Here is a 14,179-nt window from a genome sequence, read left to right as displayed (position 1 = left end):
ACCGACCGCGAAAAAACAATTGGGGCCGCTTCGCGACCCAACGGGGGCAAGCCCCCTCGCCACAAAGAGCTCATCGGTCCAGCGCCGGGAGCCACACAAAAACAAGAGGACTTTCTCATGGCTAAAATCGGATTTATCGGCACCGGCATCATGGGCCACCCAATGGCATTGAACCTGCAAAAAGCCGGTCACAGCCTGTTCCTGTCGGCGCACCACGACGCTGCACCTGCTGACCTGATTGCCGGTGGCGCCGTCGCCCTGGCGAACCCGAAAGAAGTCGCGCAAGAAGCCGAATTCATCATCGTCATGGTGCCGGATACCCCGCAGGTCGATGACGTGCTGTTCCGCGCCGACGGTGTTGCGGCCGGTGTTGGCAAGGGCAAGGTCGTGATCGACATGAGCTCGATCTCACCAACCGCCACCAAAGCCTTCGCCGCCAAAATCAATGAAAAAGGCGCTCAGTACCTCGACGCGCCGGTGTCCGGCGGTGAAGTCGGCGCCAAGGCCGCGACGCTGAGCATCATGGTCGGCGGTGAGGCCGATGCCTTCGAACGCGTTCTGCCACTGTTCCAGGCGATGGGCAAGAACATCACCCTGGTCGGCGGCAACGGCGATGGTCAAACCGCCAAAGTAGCGAACCAGATCATCGTGGCGCTGAACATCCAGGCCGTGGCCGAAGCCCTGCTGTTTGCATCAAAAAACGGTGCCGATCCGGCCAAGGTGCGCGAAGCACTGATGGGCGGCTTCGCCTCCTCGAAGATCCTCGAAGTGCACGGCGAACGCATGATCAAAGGCACCTTCGACCCAGGCTTCCGCATCAGCCTGCACCAGAAGGACCTGAACCTGGCCCTGGCCGGCGCACGCGAACTGGGCATCAACCTGCCGAACACCGCCAACACCCAGCAAGTGTTCAGCACCTGCGCGGCCATCGGTGGCAGCAACTGGGACCACTCGGCGCTGATCAAGGGCCTGGAACACATGGCGAATTTCTCGATTCGCGATAAGTAACACCCGCCTGTGCTGATCGTTCCCACGCTCCGCGTGGGAATGCAGCCCGGGACGCTCCGCGTCCCTGCCGAAGCGGACGCGGAGCGTCCATTGAGGCATTCCCACGCAGAGCGTGGGAACGATCATCTGCGTAAACCAAGAACAAAAAGATTGGGAGCCCGCCATGTCGGTCAATCCGCAACAATTCCTGCGCGAGCTGTTTGCCACAGCCATCGACGCGGCCCATCCGCAGCAAGTCCTCGAAGCCCATTTGCCCAAAGATCGCAGCGGTCGGGTGATCGTCATCGGCGCCGGCAAAGCCGCCGCGGCCATGGCTCAAGTGGTGGAGCGTTGCTGGCAGGGTGAAGTATCGGGTCTAGTGGTGACGCGTTACGGTCACGGCGCTCCGTGTGAAAAAATCGAAGTGGTCGAAGCCGCTCACCCGGTGCCTGACGCTGCCGGTCTGGCGGTGGCCAAACGCGTGTTGGAACTGGTCAGCAACCTGACTGAAGACGACCGTGTGATCTTCCTGCTCTCGGGCGGCGGCTCTGCCCTGCTGGCGTTGCCCGCGGCCGGCATCACCCTGGCCGACAAGCAGTCGATCAACAAAGCCCTGCTCAAATCCGGCGCCACCATCGGCGAGATGAATTGCGTGCGCAAGCACCTCTCGGCGATCAAGGGCGGCCGCCTCGGCAAAGCCTGCTGGCCTGCCACTGTTTATACCTATGCGATTTCCGATGTACCGGGCGACCTCGCCACGGTCATCGCCTCCGGCCCCACCGTGGCCGATCCGAGCACTTCCGGCGAAGCCCTGGCGATCCTCAAGCGTTACGCCATTGAAGTCCCGGCCTCGGTGCGCAACTGGCTGCAGAGCCCGGAGTCAGAGACGGTCAAACCCGGCGACCCGAGCCTGGCGCGCAGTCACTTCCAACTGATCGCCCGTCCGCAGCAGTCGCTTGAAGCCGCTGCGGTGAAAGCACGGCAGGCCGGTTTCAGCCCGCTGATACTCGGCGACCTGGAAGGCGAATCCCGCGAAGTGGCCAAGGTTCACGCCGGCATCGCCCGTCAGGTTGTGCTGCACGGTCAGCCATTGGCGGCGCCCTGCGTGATCCTCTCGGGCGGTGAAACCACGGTCACCGTACGCGGCAATGGCCGTGGCGGACGCAACGCCGAATTCCTGCTCAGCCTGACCGACAGCCTCAAAGGCCTGCCCGGCGTCTACGCGCTGGCTGGCGACACCGATGGCATCGATGGCTCCGAAGACAATGCCGGCGCAATCATGACTCCGGACAGCTACGCCCGCGCCGCCGCCCTCGGCCTGAGCGCCAGCGACGAGTTGGACAACAACAATGGCTACGGCTATTTCGAGGCGCTGGAAGCGCTGATCGTCACTGAACCGACCCGCACCAACGTCAACGACTTCCGTGCCATCCTGATTCTCGAGAGCCCTAAAAATGACGCCTGACAAGAAGGTTAAAATCCTCGCCACCCTCGGTCCTGCCACTCACGGGATCGACGACATCCGTGAGCTGGTGCAGGCCGGGGTCAACATCTTTCGCCTGAACTTCAGCCACGGCGATCACGCCGACCACGCTCAGCGCTATCAGTGGATTCGTGAAGTCGAGCGCCAGCTGAATTATCCGCTGGGCATTCTGATGGACCTGCAAGGTCCGAAACTGCGGGTTGGCAAATTCGCCGAGGGCAAGGTGCAATTGCATCGCGGTCAGGCGCTGCGTCTGGACCTGGACCCGACGCCGGGGGATGAGCGCCGGGTCAACTTGCCTCACCCGGAAATCATCGCGGCGCTCGAACCGGGCATGGACCTGCTGCTGGACGACGGCAAGCTGCGTCTTCGCGTGGTGACCAAGTACTCCGACGCCATCGACACCACGGTGCTGAATGGCGGCGAGCTGTCGGATCGCAAAGGCGTGAACGTGCCGCAAGCGGTGCTGGACCTGAGCCCGCTGACCGCCAAGGACCGTCGCGATCTGAGCTTCGGCCTGGAGCTGGGTGTGGACTGGGTCGCGCTGTCGTTTGTGCAGCGCCCGCAAGACATCCGCGAGGCGCGCGAACTGATCGGCGACAAAGCGTTTTTGATGGCCAAGATCGAGAAGCCTTCGGCCGTGACGCAACTGCGCGAGATCGCCGAATTGAGCGATGCGATCATGGTTGCTCGCGGTGACCTGGGCGTGGAAGTGCCGGCCGAAAGCGTGCCGCAGATTCAGAAAAACATCATCAGCATCTGCCGTCAGCTCGGCAAACCGGTGGTGGTGGCGACGCAGATGCTCGAGTCGATGCGCTTCTCCCCTGCCCCGACCCGTGCCGAGGTGACCGATGTTGCCAACGCCGTGGCCGAAGGTGCGGATGCGGTGATGCTGTCGGCGGAAACCGCGTCCGGTGAGTACCCGCTGGAAGCCGTGCAGATGATGAGCAAGATCATTCGTCAGGTAGAAAATGGTCCGGACTATCAGGCGCAACTGGACGTCAGCCGGCCCAAGGCTGAGGCGACGGTTTCCGATGCGATCAGCTGCGCGATTCGCCGCATCAGCAATGTGCTGCCGGTGGCGGTACTGGTGAATTACAGCGAATCCGGCACCTCGAGTTTGCGGGCGGCGCGGGAGCGGCCAACGGTGCCGATCCTCAACCTGACGCCAAACCTGCAAACCGCTCGCCGGTTGACGGTGGCCTGGGGCGTGCATTCGGTGGTCAATGATCGGCTGCGGCAGGTGGATGAGGTGTGCTCAACGGCGCTGGAGATTGCCCAGGCGCAGGGCATGGCCAAGCGTGGCGACACCTTGTTGATCACCGCGGGTGTGCCGTTTGGGCAGCCGGGGTCGACTAACTCCTTGCGTATCGAGACGTTGATCTAGAGCGCCCATACCGGCCTCATCGCCAGCAGGCTGGCTCCCACATTGGTTTTGTGCCGATCACGGAATCAATACTGAACTGAGATTCAGTGTGGGAGCCAGCCTGCTGGCGATGCGGGCGACTCGGTTTCACTGTCTTTCAGAACTGCCATGCCTGCCAACCACTTCAACACCCACTGCCCCGATTGGGCGACTGCCCTGCTCAACGGTTTCAGTCAGATCTTCCTCCAGCGCCATCCGCTGTGCGGTCTGCTGTGCCTGTTGGCCATTCTGTTCACCGCGCCCACCCTGCTCGGCGGTGCATTGCTGGGCGGTGTCGCCGGGTTGCTCACCGCGCAACGACGTGGCTATGCCAAGGCCGATCGACAGGCCGGGCTCTTCAGCTACAACGGTGTCTTGCTCGGTTTACTGCTGAGCCTCTACTTCCCCTGGTCCGCGCTGTTACCGCCGCTGATCATCGCTGTCGGCGGCCTGAGCGCGATGGTCACTCAGCAATGGCTCAAGCGCGTGCGGATCAGCCAATACCTGCCTGCCTATACGGCACCTTTCGTGGGATTGGGCTGGTTGTTGCTGTGCTTCGCCACGCCCTCGACAACTGCGCACGTGATCGAAATCAATACGCTGAACATGCTCGCCGCACCACTCAAAGGCCTCGGCCAGGTGATGTTCCTCGGTCATCCACTGGCCGGTGCGATGATTGCCACGGGTTTGCTGATCGCTGATCGCCGCGCATTCTGCTGGGCGTTGTTGGCGTCTGTCGCAGGCATGGGCTGGAGCATGCTGAATCACGACTTCTACACCGCATTGATCGGCCTCGGTGGCTATAACGCCGTACTCGCCGCCCTCGCCTTCAGCTCGCAGCGCCAGAAGCCTTGGCTGCCGCTCATCGGTATTGCATCAGCGCTGTTGCTGACGCCGGTGTTTGCCGCCATCGGTCTGCCAACGCTGACCGCGCCGTTCATCCTTTCCTGCTGGCTGATCCGCACGGTGGTTCAAATGCTCGGCAAGCCCCCTGTCACCCGTGCGCCTTGCACTCTGGAGGAGAATCAACCTAGGCTTCGCTGATCATTGGTTCAGGCGGTATCCATGGACAGCAACAGAAACTGGCGTGAAGAGCTTTACGTCATGGTTTTCCAGAGCGACACCAAGGCCGGGCGGCGCTTCGACGGCATACTGCTGTTGATCATTCTCGCCAGCATTGTGATCGTGATGCTCGACAGCATCGATTCCATTCACCAGAACTACGCCAATGTGCTGGCGTACATCGAGTGGGGCTTTACGGTTATCTTCGCCATCGAATACGGCCTGCGACTGTACTGTTCGCCCAAGCCGTTGCGCTACGCGTTCAGCTTCTATGGACTGGTGGATTTGCTGGCGATCGTGCCCGGCATTCTTGCGCTGTATTACGCCGATGCGCAGTACCTGCTGATTATCCGGATCATTCGGATGCTGCGGATTTTCCGCGTGCTCAAGCTGAGCCCGTACCTCAAGCAAGCCAACTATCTGATGTCCGCATTGCGCGGCAGCAAGCAGAAGATCGTGGTGTTTCTCGTCAGCGTCTGCACCCTGGTGACAGTGTTCGGTACGCTGATGTACGTGATCGAAGGCCCGGAGCACGGTTTCACCAGCATTCCCAAAGGCATCTATTGGGCTATCGTCACGCTGACCACCGTGGGCTTCGGCGACATCGTGCCGAAAACGCCGCTGGGCCAGGTGATTTCGTCGCTGGTGATGATCACCGGTTACTCGATCATCGCCGTGCCGACGGGAATTTTCACCGCCGAACTGGCCAACGCGATGCGCGGCGAACAACTGCAACATGACTGCCCGGTGTGCAAGAAAAACAACCACGAACATGGGGCGGCGTTCTGCTCGCGATGCGGGAATGCGTTGTTTAAGAAAACGGAATAAGCAAAGCACTTTTTAATCTTTAAAGGACTATGCGAGCCCCGTTATAGTCGCTGGCAATTTGCCTCACTTTTAAATAAAAACTTTTATGAACAAGGACTGCGCAGTGAAAAAACTCTTTGGCGCCTCACTTCTGGCCGCGGGCCTGGCACTGTCCAGCATGGCTCAGGCTGCACCGACTCTGCTTAACGTTTCCTATGACGTGATGCGCGATTTCTACAAGGACTACAACACTGCCTTCCAGAAACACTGGCAAGCCGAGCACAACGAAAACATCACCCTGCAGATGTCCTTCGGCGGCTCCAGCAAACAGGCGCGTTCAGTGATCGATGGCCTGCCGGCTGACGTCATCACCATGAACATGGCCACCGACATCAACGCCCTGGCGGACAACGGCAAACTGGTCCCGGATAACTGGGTCACACGCCTGCCGAACAACAGCGCGCCATTCACCTCGGCCACCGTGTTCATCGTCCGCAAAGGCAACCCGAAAGCCCTGAAAGACTGGCCTGACCTACTCAAGGACGGCGTGCAGGTGATCGTGCCAAACCCGAAAACTTCGGGTAACGGCCGCTACACCTACCTCTCGGCCTGGGGTTATGTGCTGAAAAACGGTGGTGACGAAAGCAAAGCCAAAGACTTCGTCGGCAAGCTGTTCAAACAAGCACCAGTGCTCGACACCGGTGGCCGCGCCGCCACGACGACCTTCATGACCAACCAGCTGGGTGATGTGCTGGTGACCTTCGAAAACGAAGCGGAAATGATTGCCCGTGAATTTGGTCGTGATCAGTTCGAAGTCATTTACCCAAGCGTCTCCGCCGAAGCCGAGCCGCCCGTGTCGGTGGTCGACAGAACCGTCGACAAGAAAGGCACCCGTGCGGTTGCCGAGGAATATCTGAAGTACCTGTGGTCGCCGCAAGGTCAGGAGATTGCGGCGGCGAACTACCTGCGTCCGCGTGATCCGGCGGTGCTGGCCAAGTACACCGATCGTTTCCCGAAAGTGGATTTCCTGTCGGTGGAGAAGACCTTTGGTGACTGGCGAACGGTGCAGAAGACTCACTTCAATGATGGCGGGGTCTTTGATCAGATCTACAGCGGCCAGTAATTGCTGAAGCCAATGAAAAAGGCGACCTGGGAAGGTCGCCTTTTTTGTCGCTCGTGTTCGCTGAAGATCCCCTGTGGGAGTGAGCCTGCTCGCGATGACATTTATCCATTCGATAAATGGGTTGCCTGACACGCCGCTATCGCGAGCAGGCTCACTCCCACAGGATTTGCGCCAAGCAGTTACATCGGCGACAAACGTCAGGATCTTGCAGCACATCCTCTGTCGCTCATTCCGCAACGGAATAATTGCTATCACTCCAAACCCTCTTCCGCCGTACGCGTCAGCCCTTTAGCCTGCGCGCATTCTCTTTTGCTCAGCGAGACCCGTTATGAACCCAGCGAACCCAGTGCCCCAGGGCACCGCGACAATGACCCGAGGCATGGTGCTGCTGTTTGCCTTCTGCTGCGGCGCCATCGTTGCCAACATCTACTACGCCCAACCGATCATCGGCCTGATCGCGCCGGACATCGGCTTGACCAGCACCATGGCCAGCCTGATCGTTTCGTTGACTCAGATCGGTTACGCATTGGGTCTGTTCTTCCTGGTGCCGCTGGGTGATTTGCTGGAAAACCGCCGATTGATGATCATCACCACCGTGGTGGCGATTGCCAGCCTGCTGGGCGCGGCGTTCACCGATCAGCCCAACGTGTTTTTGCTGATCTCGCTGCTGGTGGGGTTCAGTTCGGTGTCGGTGCAGATCCTGATTCCACTGGCTGCACATTTGGCGCCGGAAGAGTCTCGGGGCCGTGTGGTCGGCGGGATCATGGGCGGTTTGCTGTTGGGGATTCTGTTGGCGCGACCGGTGTCGAGCGTGGTGGCCGACCATTTTGGCTGGCGTGCGATGTTTGTGATTGCAGCGGTATTGATGGCGGCGATCAGCCTGGTATTGGCGCTGACGATTCCCAAGCGTCAGCCTGATCACAGCGCTTCTTATGGTCAACTGCTGGGGTCTTTGTGGACCCTGTTGCGTCAACAACCGGTGTTGCGTCAGCGGGCGTTTTACCAGGGTTGCATGTTCGCCAGCTTCAGCCTGTTCTGGACCGCTGTGCCACTGGAACTGGCGCGCAATCATGGCTTGTCGCAAACCCAGATCGCGATCTTCGCCCTGGTCGGGGCTATCGGCGCCATCGCCGCCCCCATTGCCGGTCGACTGGCTGATGCCGGCCACACCCGCATCGCCTCGTTGCTGGCCCTGCTGTTCGCCAGCCTGAGTTTTCTGCCCGCCTTCATCCATCCGGTCTACAGCGTCATTGGCCTCGCGGTCACCGGCGTGGTGCTTGATTTCTGTGTGCAGATGAACATGGTGCTCGGTCAACGCGCGGTCTACGCCCTCGACGCCAAAAGCCGCAGCCGCCTGAATGCGCTGTACATGACCAGCATATTCATCGGTGGCGCATTTGGCTCCTCGGTGGCCAGTGCGGTGTATGAACACGGCGGCTGGTTGTGGATTGTGATTGTGGGTAGCGCATTTCCTTTGTTGGCATTGCTGCGGTTTTTGAGTGTTTCGCAAAAGCGTTCGCTGGCGACGGCGTGAAGCTTTAAAAGCATCGCGGACGAATCGGATCGCCGCACCGTCTCGCGCCTATGGGACCGAGGTTGCCTGCGATGGCTGTGTGACTGACATCACTCAGTGCCGAACCAACTTCTCCATCGCCGCATCTGCCAGAAATGAAGAGCGGCTTTTGACATTGTGCTCGCGCACATAACGATCGATACGCTGAATCACATAGCCGGGCAGCGTCACATTGACCTTCTCGGTTTTGCCCATGTACGGCGCGATGTCCAGCTCCAGCATGCCCCAGCCCATGTCGGCGAAGTCCGGATTCCCACGGTGGGCAGCAGCAGAGGTAGGCATGGGAATCGACTCCCCGTCAGCCGCAATCTCCTGAAGCATGATGTGGGCAATCTCGACCGCCGCGTTGTAGGCGTCTTCAAACGTATCCCCGGCCGTTACGGCGCCTGGAATATCGGGGATCTGAATACCGATGGCGGTGTTCTCGTCGCCCCACTCGATACAGATTGGATATTGCATTATGGATCTCCTGCATGACTGGCTCCCGGGCAATACAACCCGGCTCGCCTCCTGATGCTTTTGACCGTCCCGATCGGCAAATCCTTTTTCGGATGAGGGACGGGTATCGTGTACGGGTTGTATCGGTGTTTGAAGAGGTGATGACTGCCGGTAATCCGATCCAGTATCCAGCCGGCCTCCTCCAACTCCTTGATCAATAGCCTGCTCTGCACCAATAGCCTCCTTGCTCAGGCCCAAACAAAAGTAACCCTAGAGTTATCTTTACTCAAGCACAAAAATCCGCAACGCGACGCTTGGTTGTTTTACAGGGTGTGATTGCGGACGGCGGCATACTTTCCAAGAATGAACACTTTCACTCAGCTAGAAGTGATCATCAACGGCCGAGTCAGCGTCAACGCCGCCGAAGGTCTGCGCGCAGCCGTGCTCGCCCATCAAGGGCTGACCATGGCGTCCGAATGGATGTTTGCCCCGTAACTGGCCAACGGCGCGGTCAGGGAGGTAATGAAGGATTGGACGTTGCCGAATCAGGACCTTTGGGCGGTGTTTCCCACGGGCAGAATGGCCAGCGCAAAGGCTCGGGCGTTTGTGGAGTATGTGCAGGGGTTGCTGACAAAGGAGGTCTGAAAAATGCACAAAAAACAAAACGGCGATCCAAGGATCGCCGTTTCTGTTTACTGCCCGAATTGTCGTCCCAACCCGCCCGGCACGCCCTGGATGTCGGTCTCTTCCCATGGCCCGTTCGGGCTGATCGACCGGCTCCAGCCGTTATTCCAGCGGTAGTACGTGCGCTGGCGGTAGAAGGTGTTGGTCTGATCATCGAGAACGTACACGCCGAGCTTGGCGTCCCAATGGCTGTTGCCACCCGGTGGCGGCGCGAAGCTGGCGGAGGTGCGTGGCAGCGGTTTGGCGGGCTTGGCCGGAATGTTCGGTTTGCTCGGAGTCGGTGTCGGGGACGGCGTCGGGCGCGGCTGCGACGGCGGGATCGGTGGCAGCCGTTCAGGCTGCTGCGGCTGGACCACGCAAGCGCTTAACCCCAAAACCATACTGAGCAGGGTGATACGAGCGATGGTGGTCATAGTGGCGATTCCTGTCATTTGTCCGGGCTGTCGATGGTCAGTGTTTGCTGCGCTGTGGTGCTGCTGGCCAGAGGCTGGCTGCGACCGATCCATTCGCCGGCAGTGGGTTTGCCGGCGCGGGAGATGCGCGCAACCAGTTGGACTTCAGGGAAGTTCGACAGTTTCAACTGCGGCATCATTGCATCGGCGTCGCCCAGCTCGACGGTCGCCGGCAAGTCGGCCACGGTCAGACGCTTAGCGGCCAATGGCGCAGGAGGCCCTGCGGTGGCGCGGGCGAAGATGAAGACGCTGTCGCCCGGCTGAACCTTGGCTTTCAGCTCGGGTGCCAGGTCCACTCGCACCTTGAGCACTGCCGCCACCTTGGCAGCCGGCGCCTGGGCCACCTTGCCGCCGCTGGCTTCAAGTTTCTCTGTGGCCCGAGTGATGCCGCCTTGCAGCGCGGCGCGGGAACCGTCTTCCGGCGGCAGTTGCACCAACAGGCGATTCCAATAGTCGATGGCGTCCTGATAACGCTGGCTTTCAAAGGCAGCGATACCGAGCAAGCCAAGGCTGGTGACTTCTTTCGGATCGGCTTTGAGCGCTTCGTCGGTCAGGGCCTGGACCTTGTCCGACCACTTCTTGCCGTCGGCGAAGTACTGGGCCTGCGCCCATTGACCCAACAGCTCCGGCTGACGACCGGCCAGGCTCACCGTGCGTTCGAAGATCTTCGCCGCGTCGCCAGGGCGATCCTGAGCCATGTACGTGCGACCGAGGAAATACAGGCCTTCAGCCGAATCCGGCTGAGCCGCGACCGCACGTTCCAGGCGACGGGTCATCTCTTCCATCGACTGCGGCGCCTGGGAGAATTCACGGGTCAGTTCGACCTTGTCGCTCGCCCCAAAATGCAGATAGAGGCCAAGACCCAACACCGGCACCAGAATCGCCGCCAGCAAGGGCCATGGTTTGCCCAGGCGGGACACCCGAGGCGCCTCGACGCCTTCAGTGTCGGCGAGCAATTCACGGGCAGCTTCGGCGCGACCGGTGTCCATTTGCGTGGCGTCGAGAACACCCTCTTCCTGCTGAGTCTGCAACTCAGCCACACGCTCCTGATACAGCGCGACGTTCAGCGCCGTACGGTCCTCTTCAAGCTGGGCGCGACGACCACGCAGAACGGGAATCAGCAGAAAACTCAGGGCAACCAGAAGCAGCAGACCTGCAGCGAGCCAGAAATCAATCATTCTTGGTTTTATCCAACAGGTGGTCGAGGCGCTCACGCTCCTCGGCAGAGAGCTCATCCTTGGTGTCAACGCGTTGCACGCGACGACGCCGGACGATCACGGCGATGATCACAAAACCGCCCAGCAGCAGGCCGGCAGGGCCGAACCAGAGCACAGCAGTCTTGGCGTTCAGAGCAGGCTTGTAACGGACGAAATCACCGTAGCGGTCGACCATGAAGTCGATGATCTGCTGGTTGTCCTTGCCCTCGCCGAGCATGCGAAAAATCTCTTTGCGCAGGTCGGCGGCGATCGGTGCGTTGGAATCGGCAATGTCCTGATTCTGGCACTTGGGGCAACGCAGCTCTTTGGTCAGCTCGCGAAAACGCTCGCGATCACCTTCTTTGGCGAATTCGTAAGTGTCGATGGCTGCGTGTGCCACGCCGGCCATGCTCAAACCCAATAACGCGGCGGCTATCCAGCGCTTCATGGCTTGGCCTCATCAACCAGCGCCTGATACTTGGCCGCCAGTTTTTCACGCCAGACCTGTTCGTCGATCACGCCAACGAACTTGTCGCGGATGATGCCCTTGGCGTCGATGAAGAAAGTTTCCGGGGCGCCATAAACGCCGAGGTTCAAACCCAAAGTGCCTTCGTCGTCACGGATGTCCAACTGGTACGGATTGTGGAATTCCGCCAGCCACTTCAAGGCGTCAGCGTTGATGTCCTTGTAGTTGATGCCGTAGATCACCACGCCTTTCTCGGCCAGTTTGTTCAGCACCGGATGCTCGACCCGGCAGGAAATGCACCAGGTGCCCCAGACGTTAACCAACGCTGGTTTACCCAAAATATCGTCCCGGGTCAGGGTTTTGTCGCCCTGCACCGCCGGCAGGGAAAACTCCGGGAACGGCTTGTTGATCATCGCCGAGGGCAACTCGGCCGGGTTCAGGAACAGACCGCGATAAAGGAAAACCGCCACCAGCAGGAAAATCGCCAGGGGCAACAGCATCAACCAACGTCTCATGCCGTGGCTCCCGTCATGCCCAGCGCTTCACGCACACGGCTGTTCACCTTGACCCGGTAACGGCGATCCAATGCCGCGAGCAACCCGCCCAAACCGGTGAGCAAACCACCGAACCAGATCCAGCGCACGAACGGTTTGACGTGAACGCGCACAGCCCAGGCGCCATCGCCCAACGGCTCGCCGAGTGCAACGTAGAGGTCGCGGGTGAAACCGGCGTCGATCCCGGCTTCGGTCATCACCGAGTTCTGCACGGTGTAGAGGCGTTTTTCCGGGTGTAGCACGCTGATTTCCTTGCCGTTGCGGATCACCCGAACGGTGCCTTTGTCGGAGGTGAAGTTCGGGCCTTCGAAATGCTTGGCGCCTTCGAATACGAACTGGTAACCGCCCAGGTCCATGGACTCACCCGGCGCCAGACGCAGGTCGCGCTCGGCACTGTTCTGGCTCGACAGCACGACGCCAAGGGCACACACGGCGATGCCGAGGTGGGCGACCTGCATGCCCCAATAACTGCGGGTCAGGGTCGGCAGGCCTTTGATCAGGCCTTTGTGGCGAGTCTTGTCGAAGATGTCACGCACACCGGCCAGCAATACCCAGGCAGCGAGCATGAACGTCGCAATCACTGCCCAGTTGAAATCGCCATAAGCGACACCGGCGACCACGGCCAGCGCGGCGCTGCCGAGCAACACCGGGGTCAGCATGCTCATCAGCCATTTGACCGGGGTGTCTTTCCAGCGCACCAACATGCCCACCGCCATCACCACCATCAGCAAGGCCATCAACGGAATGAACAGTGCGTTGAAGTACGGCGGGCCGACCGACAGCTTGGCGCCCGTCATTGCATCGAGGATCAGCGGATACAACGTGCCCAGCAGGATCATCGAGGCCGCCACCACCAGCACCAGGTTGTTACCCAGCAGCAGGGTTTCCCGGGACCAGAGGTTGAAGCCAACGTGGCTCTTCACCACCGGAGCGCGCAGGGCAAACAACGTCAGCGAACCACCGACCACAAACAGCAGGAAGATCAGGATGAACACGCCGCGCTCGGGGTCGGACGCAAAGGCGTGAACCGAGGTCAGCACGCCGGAACGCACCAGGAAGGTCCCCAGCAGGCTCAACGAGAAGGCAGCGATGGCCAGCAACACGGTCCAGCTCTTGAACACGCCACGTTTTTCCGTGACCGCCAACGAGTGAATCAGCGCCGTACCCACCAGCCATGGCATGAAGGAGGCGTTTTCCACCGGGTCCCAGAACCACCAGCCGCCCCAGCCGAGTTCGTAGTACGCCCACCATGAACCGAGAGTGATACCGATACCGAGGAAGGCCCAGGCGACGATGGTCCACGGACGGGACCAGCGAGCCCATGCCGCATCAAGCCGACCGCCCAGCAGTGCAGCGATGGCGAAAGCGAAGGCCACGGAGAAACCGACATAACCCATGTACAGCATCGGCGGGTGAACGATCAGGCCGATGTCTTGCAGCAGTGGGTTGAGATCGCGACCGTCCGTGGGAATCTGCGGAAGGATGCGGGCGAAAGGGTTCGAGGTGAGGATCAGGAACAGCAGGAAACCGGTGCTGATCATGCCCATCACCGCCAGCACGCGAGCCAGCATCACTTGCGGCAACTGCCGGGAGAACACCGACACCGCGAAGGTCCAGCCGCCGAGGATCAACGCCCACAGCAGCAACGATCCTTCGTGCGCGCCCCACACAGCGCTGAACTTGTAGTACCACGGCAAGGCACTGTTGGAGTTGCTGGCAACGTAGGCGACGGAGAAATCGTCGGCCATGAAGGCGTAGGTCAGGCAACCGAAGGCGAACAACAGAAACGCGAATTGCCCCCAGGCGGCCGGCTGGGCCAGGCTCATCCACAAGCGATCACCACGCCAGGCACCGAACAACGGCACCACGGCCTGAACCAGCGCGAAACACAGCGCCAGAATCATGGCCAGGTGGCCGAGTTCAGGAATAAACAGTCCGGACATCATCGA

14 protein-coding genes and 1 pseudogene are annotated in these 14,179 nt (G+C 60.4%); 8 read left to right on the top strand and 7 right to left on the bottom strand.

Going from position 1 to position 14,179, the window contains the following annotated elements:
* Positions 1-117 precede the first annotated feature (117 nt).
* The 7 genes from BLW70_RS13350 to BLW70_RS13320 all read left to right on the top strand — a co-directional run bounded on the left by BLW70_RS13350 (position 118) and on the right by BLW70_RS13320 (position 8,401).
* Positions 118-1,008: a 2-hydroxy-3-oxopropionate reductase gene (locus tag BLW70_RS13350; RefSeq protein WP_074874627.1), complete on the top strand. Its 891-nt coding sequence runs from the start codon at positions 118-120 to the stop codon at positions 1,006-1,008.
* 163 nt (positions 1,009-1,171) lie between these two features.
* Complete coding sequence (locus tag BLW70_RS13345; protein WP_074874625.1) at positions 1,172-2,452, top strand: glycerate kinase type-2 family protein; 1,281 nt, start codon at positions 1,172-1,174, stop codon at positions 2,450-2,452.
* The gene (pyk, locus tag BLW70_RS13340) at positions 2,442-3,857 is read left to right on the top strand and encodes a pyruvate kinase (RefSeq protein WP_074874623.1); all 1,416 of its coding nucleotides are present in this window, start codon (positions 2,442-2,444) and stop codon (positions 3,855-3,857) included. Before BLW70_RS13345 ends, pyk begins: the two co-directional genes overlap by 11 nt.
* Before the next feature lie 147 nt (positions 3,858-4,004).
* A complete protein-coding gene (locus BLW70_RS13335; RefSeq protein ID WP_074874617.1) occupies positions 4,005-4,919 on the top strand; it encodes an urea transporter in 915 nt (304 codons plus the stop codon).
* Positions 4,920-4,940: 21 nt separating this feature from the next.
* Positions 4,941-5,765: an ion transporter gene (locus BLW70_RS13330; RefSeq protein WP_074874615.1), complete on the top strand. Its 825-nt coding sequence runs from the start codon at positions 4,941-4,943 to the stop codon at positions 5,763-5,765.
* A 103-nt stretch (positions 5,766-5,868) separates the two neighbouring features.
* Positions 5,869-6,867 carry a sulfate ABC transporter substrate-binding protein gene (locus tag BLW70_RS13325; RefSeq protein WP_074880541.1) on the top strand — a complete coding sequence of 333 codons (999 nt, stop codon included), beginning with the start codon at positions 5,869-5,871 and terminating at the stop codon, positions 6,865-6,867.
* Between the two features lie 328 nt (positions 6,868-7,195).
* Entirely contained in the window at positions 7,196-8,401 is a 1,206-nt protein-coding gene (locus BLW70_RS13320; RefSeq protein WP_074874613.1) for an MFS transporter, read from the top strand.
* Between the two features lie 93 nt (positions 8,402-8,494).
* Here the strand turns inward: BLW70_RS13320 and BLW70_RS13315 are convergent, their stop codons facing one another.
* Together BLW70_RS13315 and BLW70_RS13310 are read right to left on the bottom strand one after the other, a co-directional pair.
* The gene (locus BLW70_RS13315; RefSeq protein ID WP_056742059.1) at positions 8,495-8,899 is read right to left on the bottom strand and encodes a type II toxin-antitoxin system HicB family antitoxin; all 405 of its coding nucleotides are present in this window, start codon (positions 8,897-8,899) and stop codon (positions 8,495-8,497) included.
* Positions 8,899-9,111 (bottom strand): type II toxin-antitoxin system HicA family toxin, encoded by a 213-nt coding sequence (locus tag BLW70_RS13310; RefSeq protein ID WP_074874611.1) that lies wholly within the window; start codon positions 9,109-9,111, stop codon positions 8,899-8,901. The genes BLW70_RS13315 and BLW70_RS13310 overlap by 1 nt, the downstream gene beginning before the upstream one ends.
* 154 nt (positions 9,112-9,265) lie before the next feature.
* Here BLW70_RS13310 and BLW70_RS13305 point away from each other — a divergent pair.
* Positions 9,266-9,523: pseudogene (locus BLW70_RS13305) on the top strand (LysR substrate-binding domain-containing protein); the annotation flags it as partial.
* Between the two features lie 47 nt (positions 9,524-9,570).
* Here BLW70_RS13305 and BLW70_RS13300 read toward each other — a convergent pair.
* From BLW70_RS13300 to BLW70_RS13280, 5 genes are read right to left on the bottom strand one after another with little or no spacing between them, the layout of a single operon-like run.
* Positions 9,571-9,975 carry a hypothetical protein gene (locus tag BLW70_RS13300; protein ID WP_074874609.1) on the bottom strand — a complete coding sequence of 135 codons (405 nt, stop codon included), beginning with the start codon at positions 9,973-9,975 and terminating at the stop codon, positions 9,571-9,573.
* A gap of 14 nt (positions 9,976-9,989) precedes the next feature.
* Positions 9,990-11,192 carry a c-type cytochrome biogenesis protein CcmI gene (ccmI, locus tag BLW70_RS13295; RefSeq protein ID WP_074874607.1) on the bottom strand — a complete coding sequence of 401 codons (1,203 nt, stop codon included), beginning with the start codon at positions 11,190-11,192 and terminating at the stop codon, positions 9,990-9,992.
* Positions 11,185-11,658, bottom strand: coding sequence for a cytochrome c-type biogenesis protein (locus tag BLW70_RS13290; protein ID WP_074874606.1), 474 nt, complete (start codon positions 11,656-11,658; stop codon positions 11,185-11,187). Before BLW70_RS13290 ends, ccmI begins: the two co-directional genes overlap by 8 nt.
* Positions 11,655-12,191 carry a DsbE family thiol:disulfide interchange protein gene (locus BLW70_RS13285; protein WP_074874602.1) on the bottom strand — a complete coding sequence of 179 codons (537 nt, stop codon included), beginning with the start codon at positions 12,189-12,191 and terminating at the stop codon, positions 11,655-11,657. Before BLW70_RS13285 ends, BLW70_RS13290 begins: the two co-directional genes overlap by 4 nt.
* Positions 12,188-14,176 carry a heme lyase CcmF/NrfE family subunit gene (locus BLW70_RS13280; protein WP_074874601.1) on the bottom strand — a complete coding sequence of 663 codons (1,989 nt, stop codon included), beginning with the start codon at positions 14,174-14,176 and terminating at the stop codon, positions 12,188-12,190. The genes BLW70_RS13285 and BLW70_RS13280 overlap by 4 nt, the downstream gene beginning before the upstream one ends.
* Between the last annotated feature and the right edge of the window lie 3 nt (positions 14,177-14,179).

Source organism: Pseudomonas frederiksbergensis, assembly GCF_900105495.1.
Lineage (GTDB): Bacteria > Pseudomonadota > Gammaproteobacteria > Pseudomonadales > Pseudomonadaceae > Aquipseudomonas > Aquipseudomonas frederiksbergensis.
The sequence above is the reverse complement of the archived record's forward strand: the minus strand, read 5'-3'. Positions and strand labels throughout refer to the sequence as shown.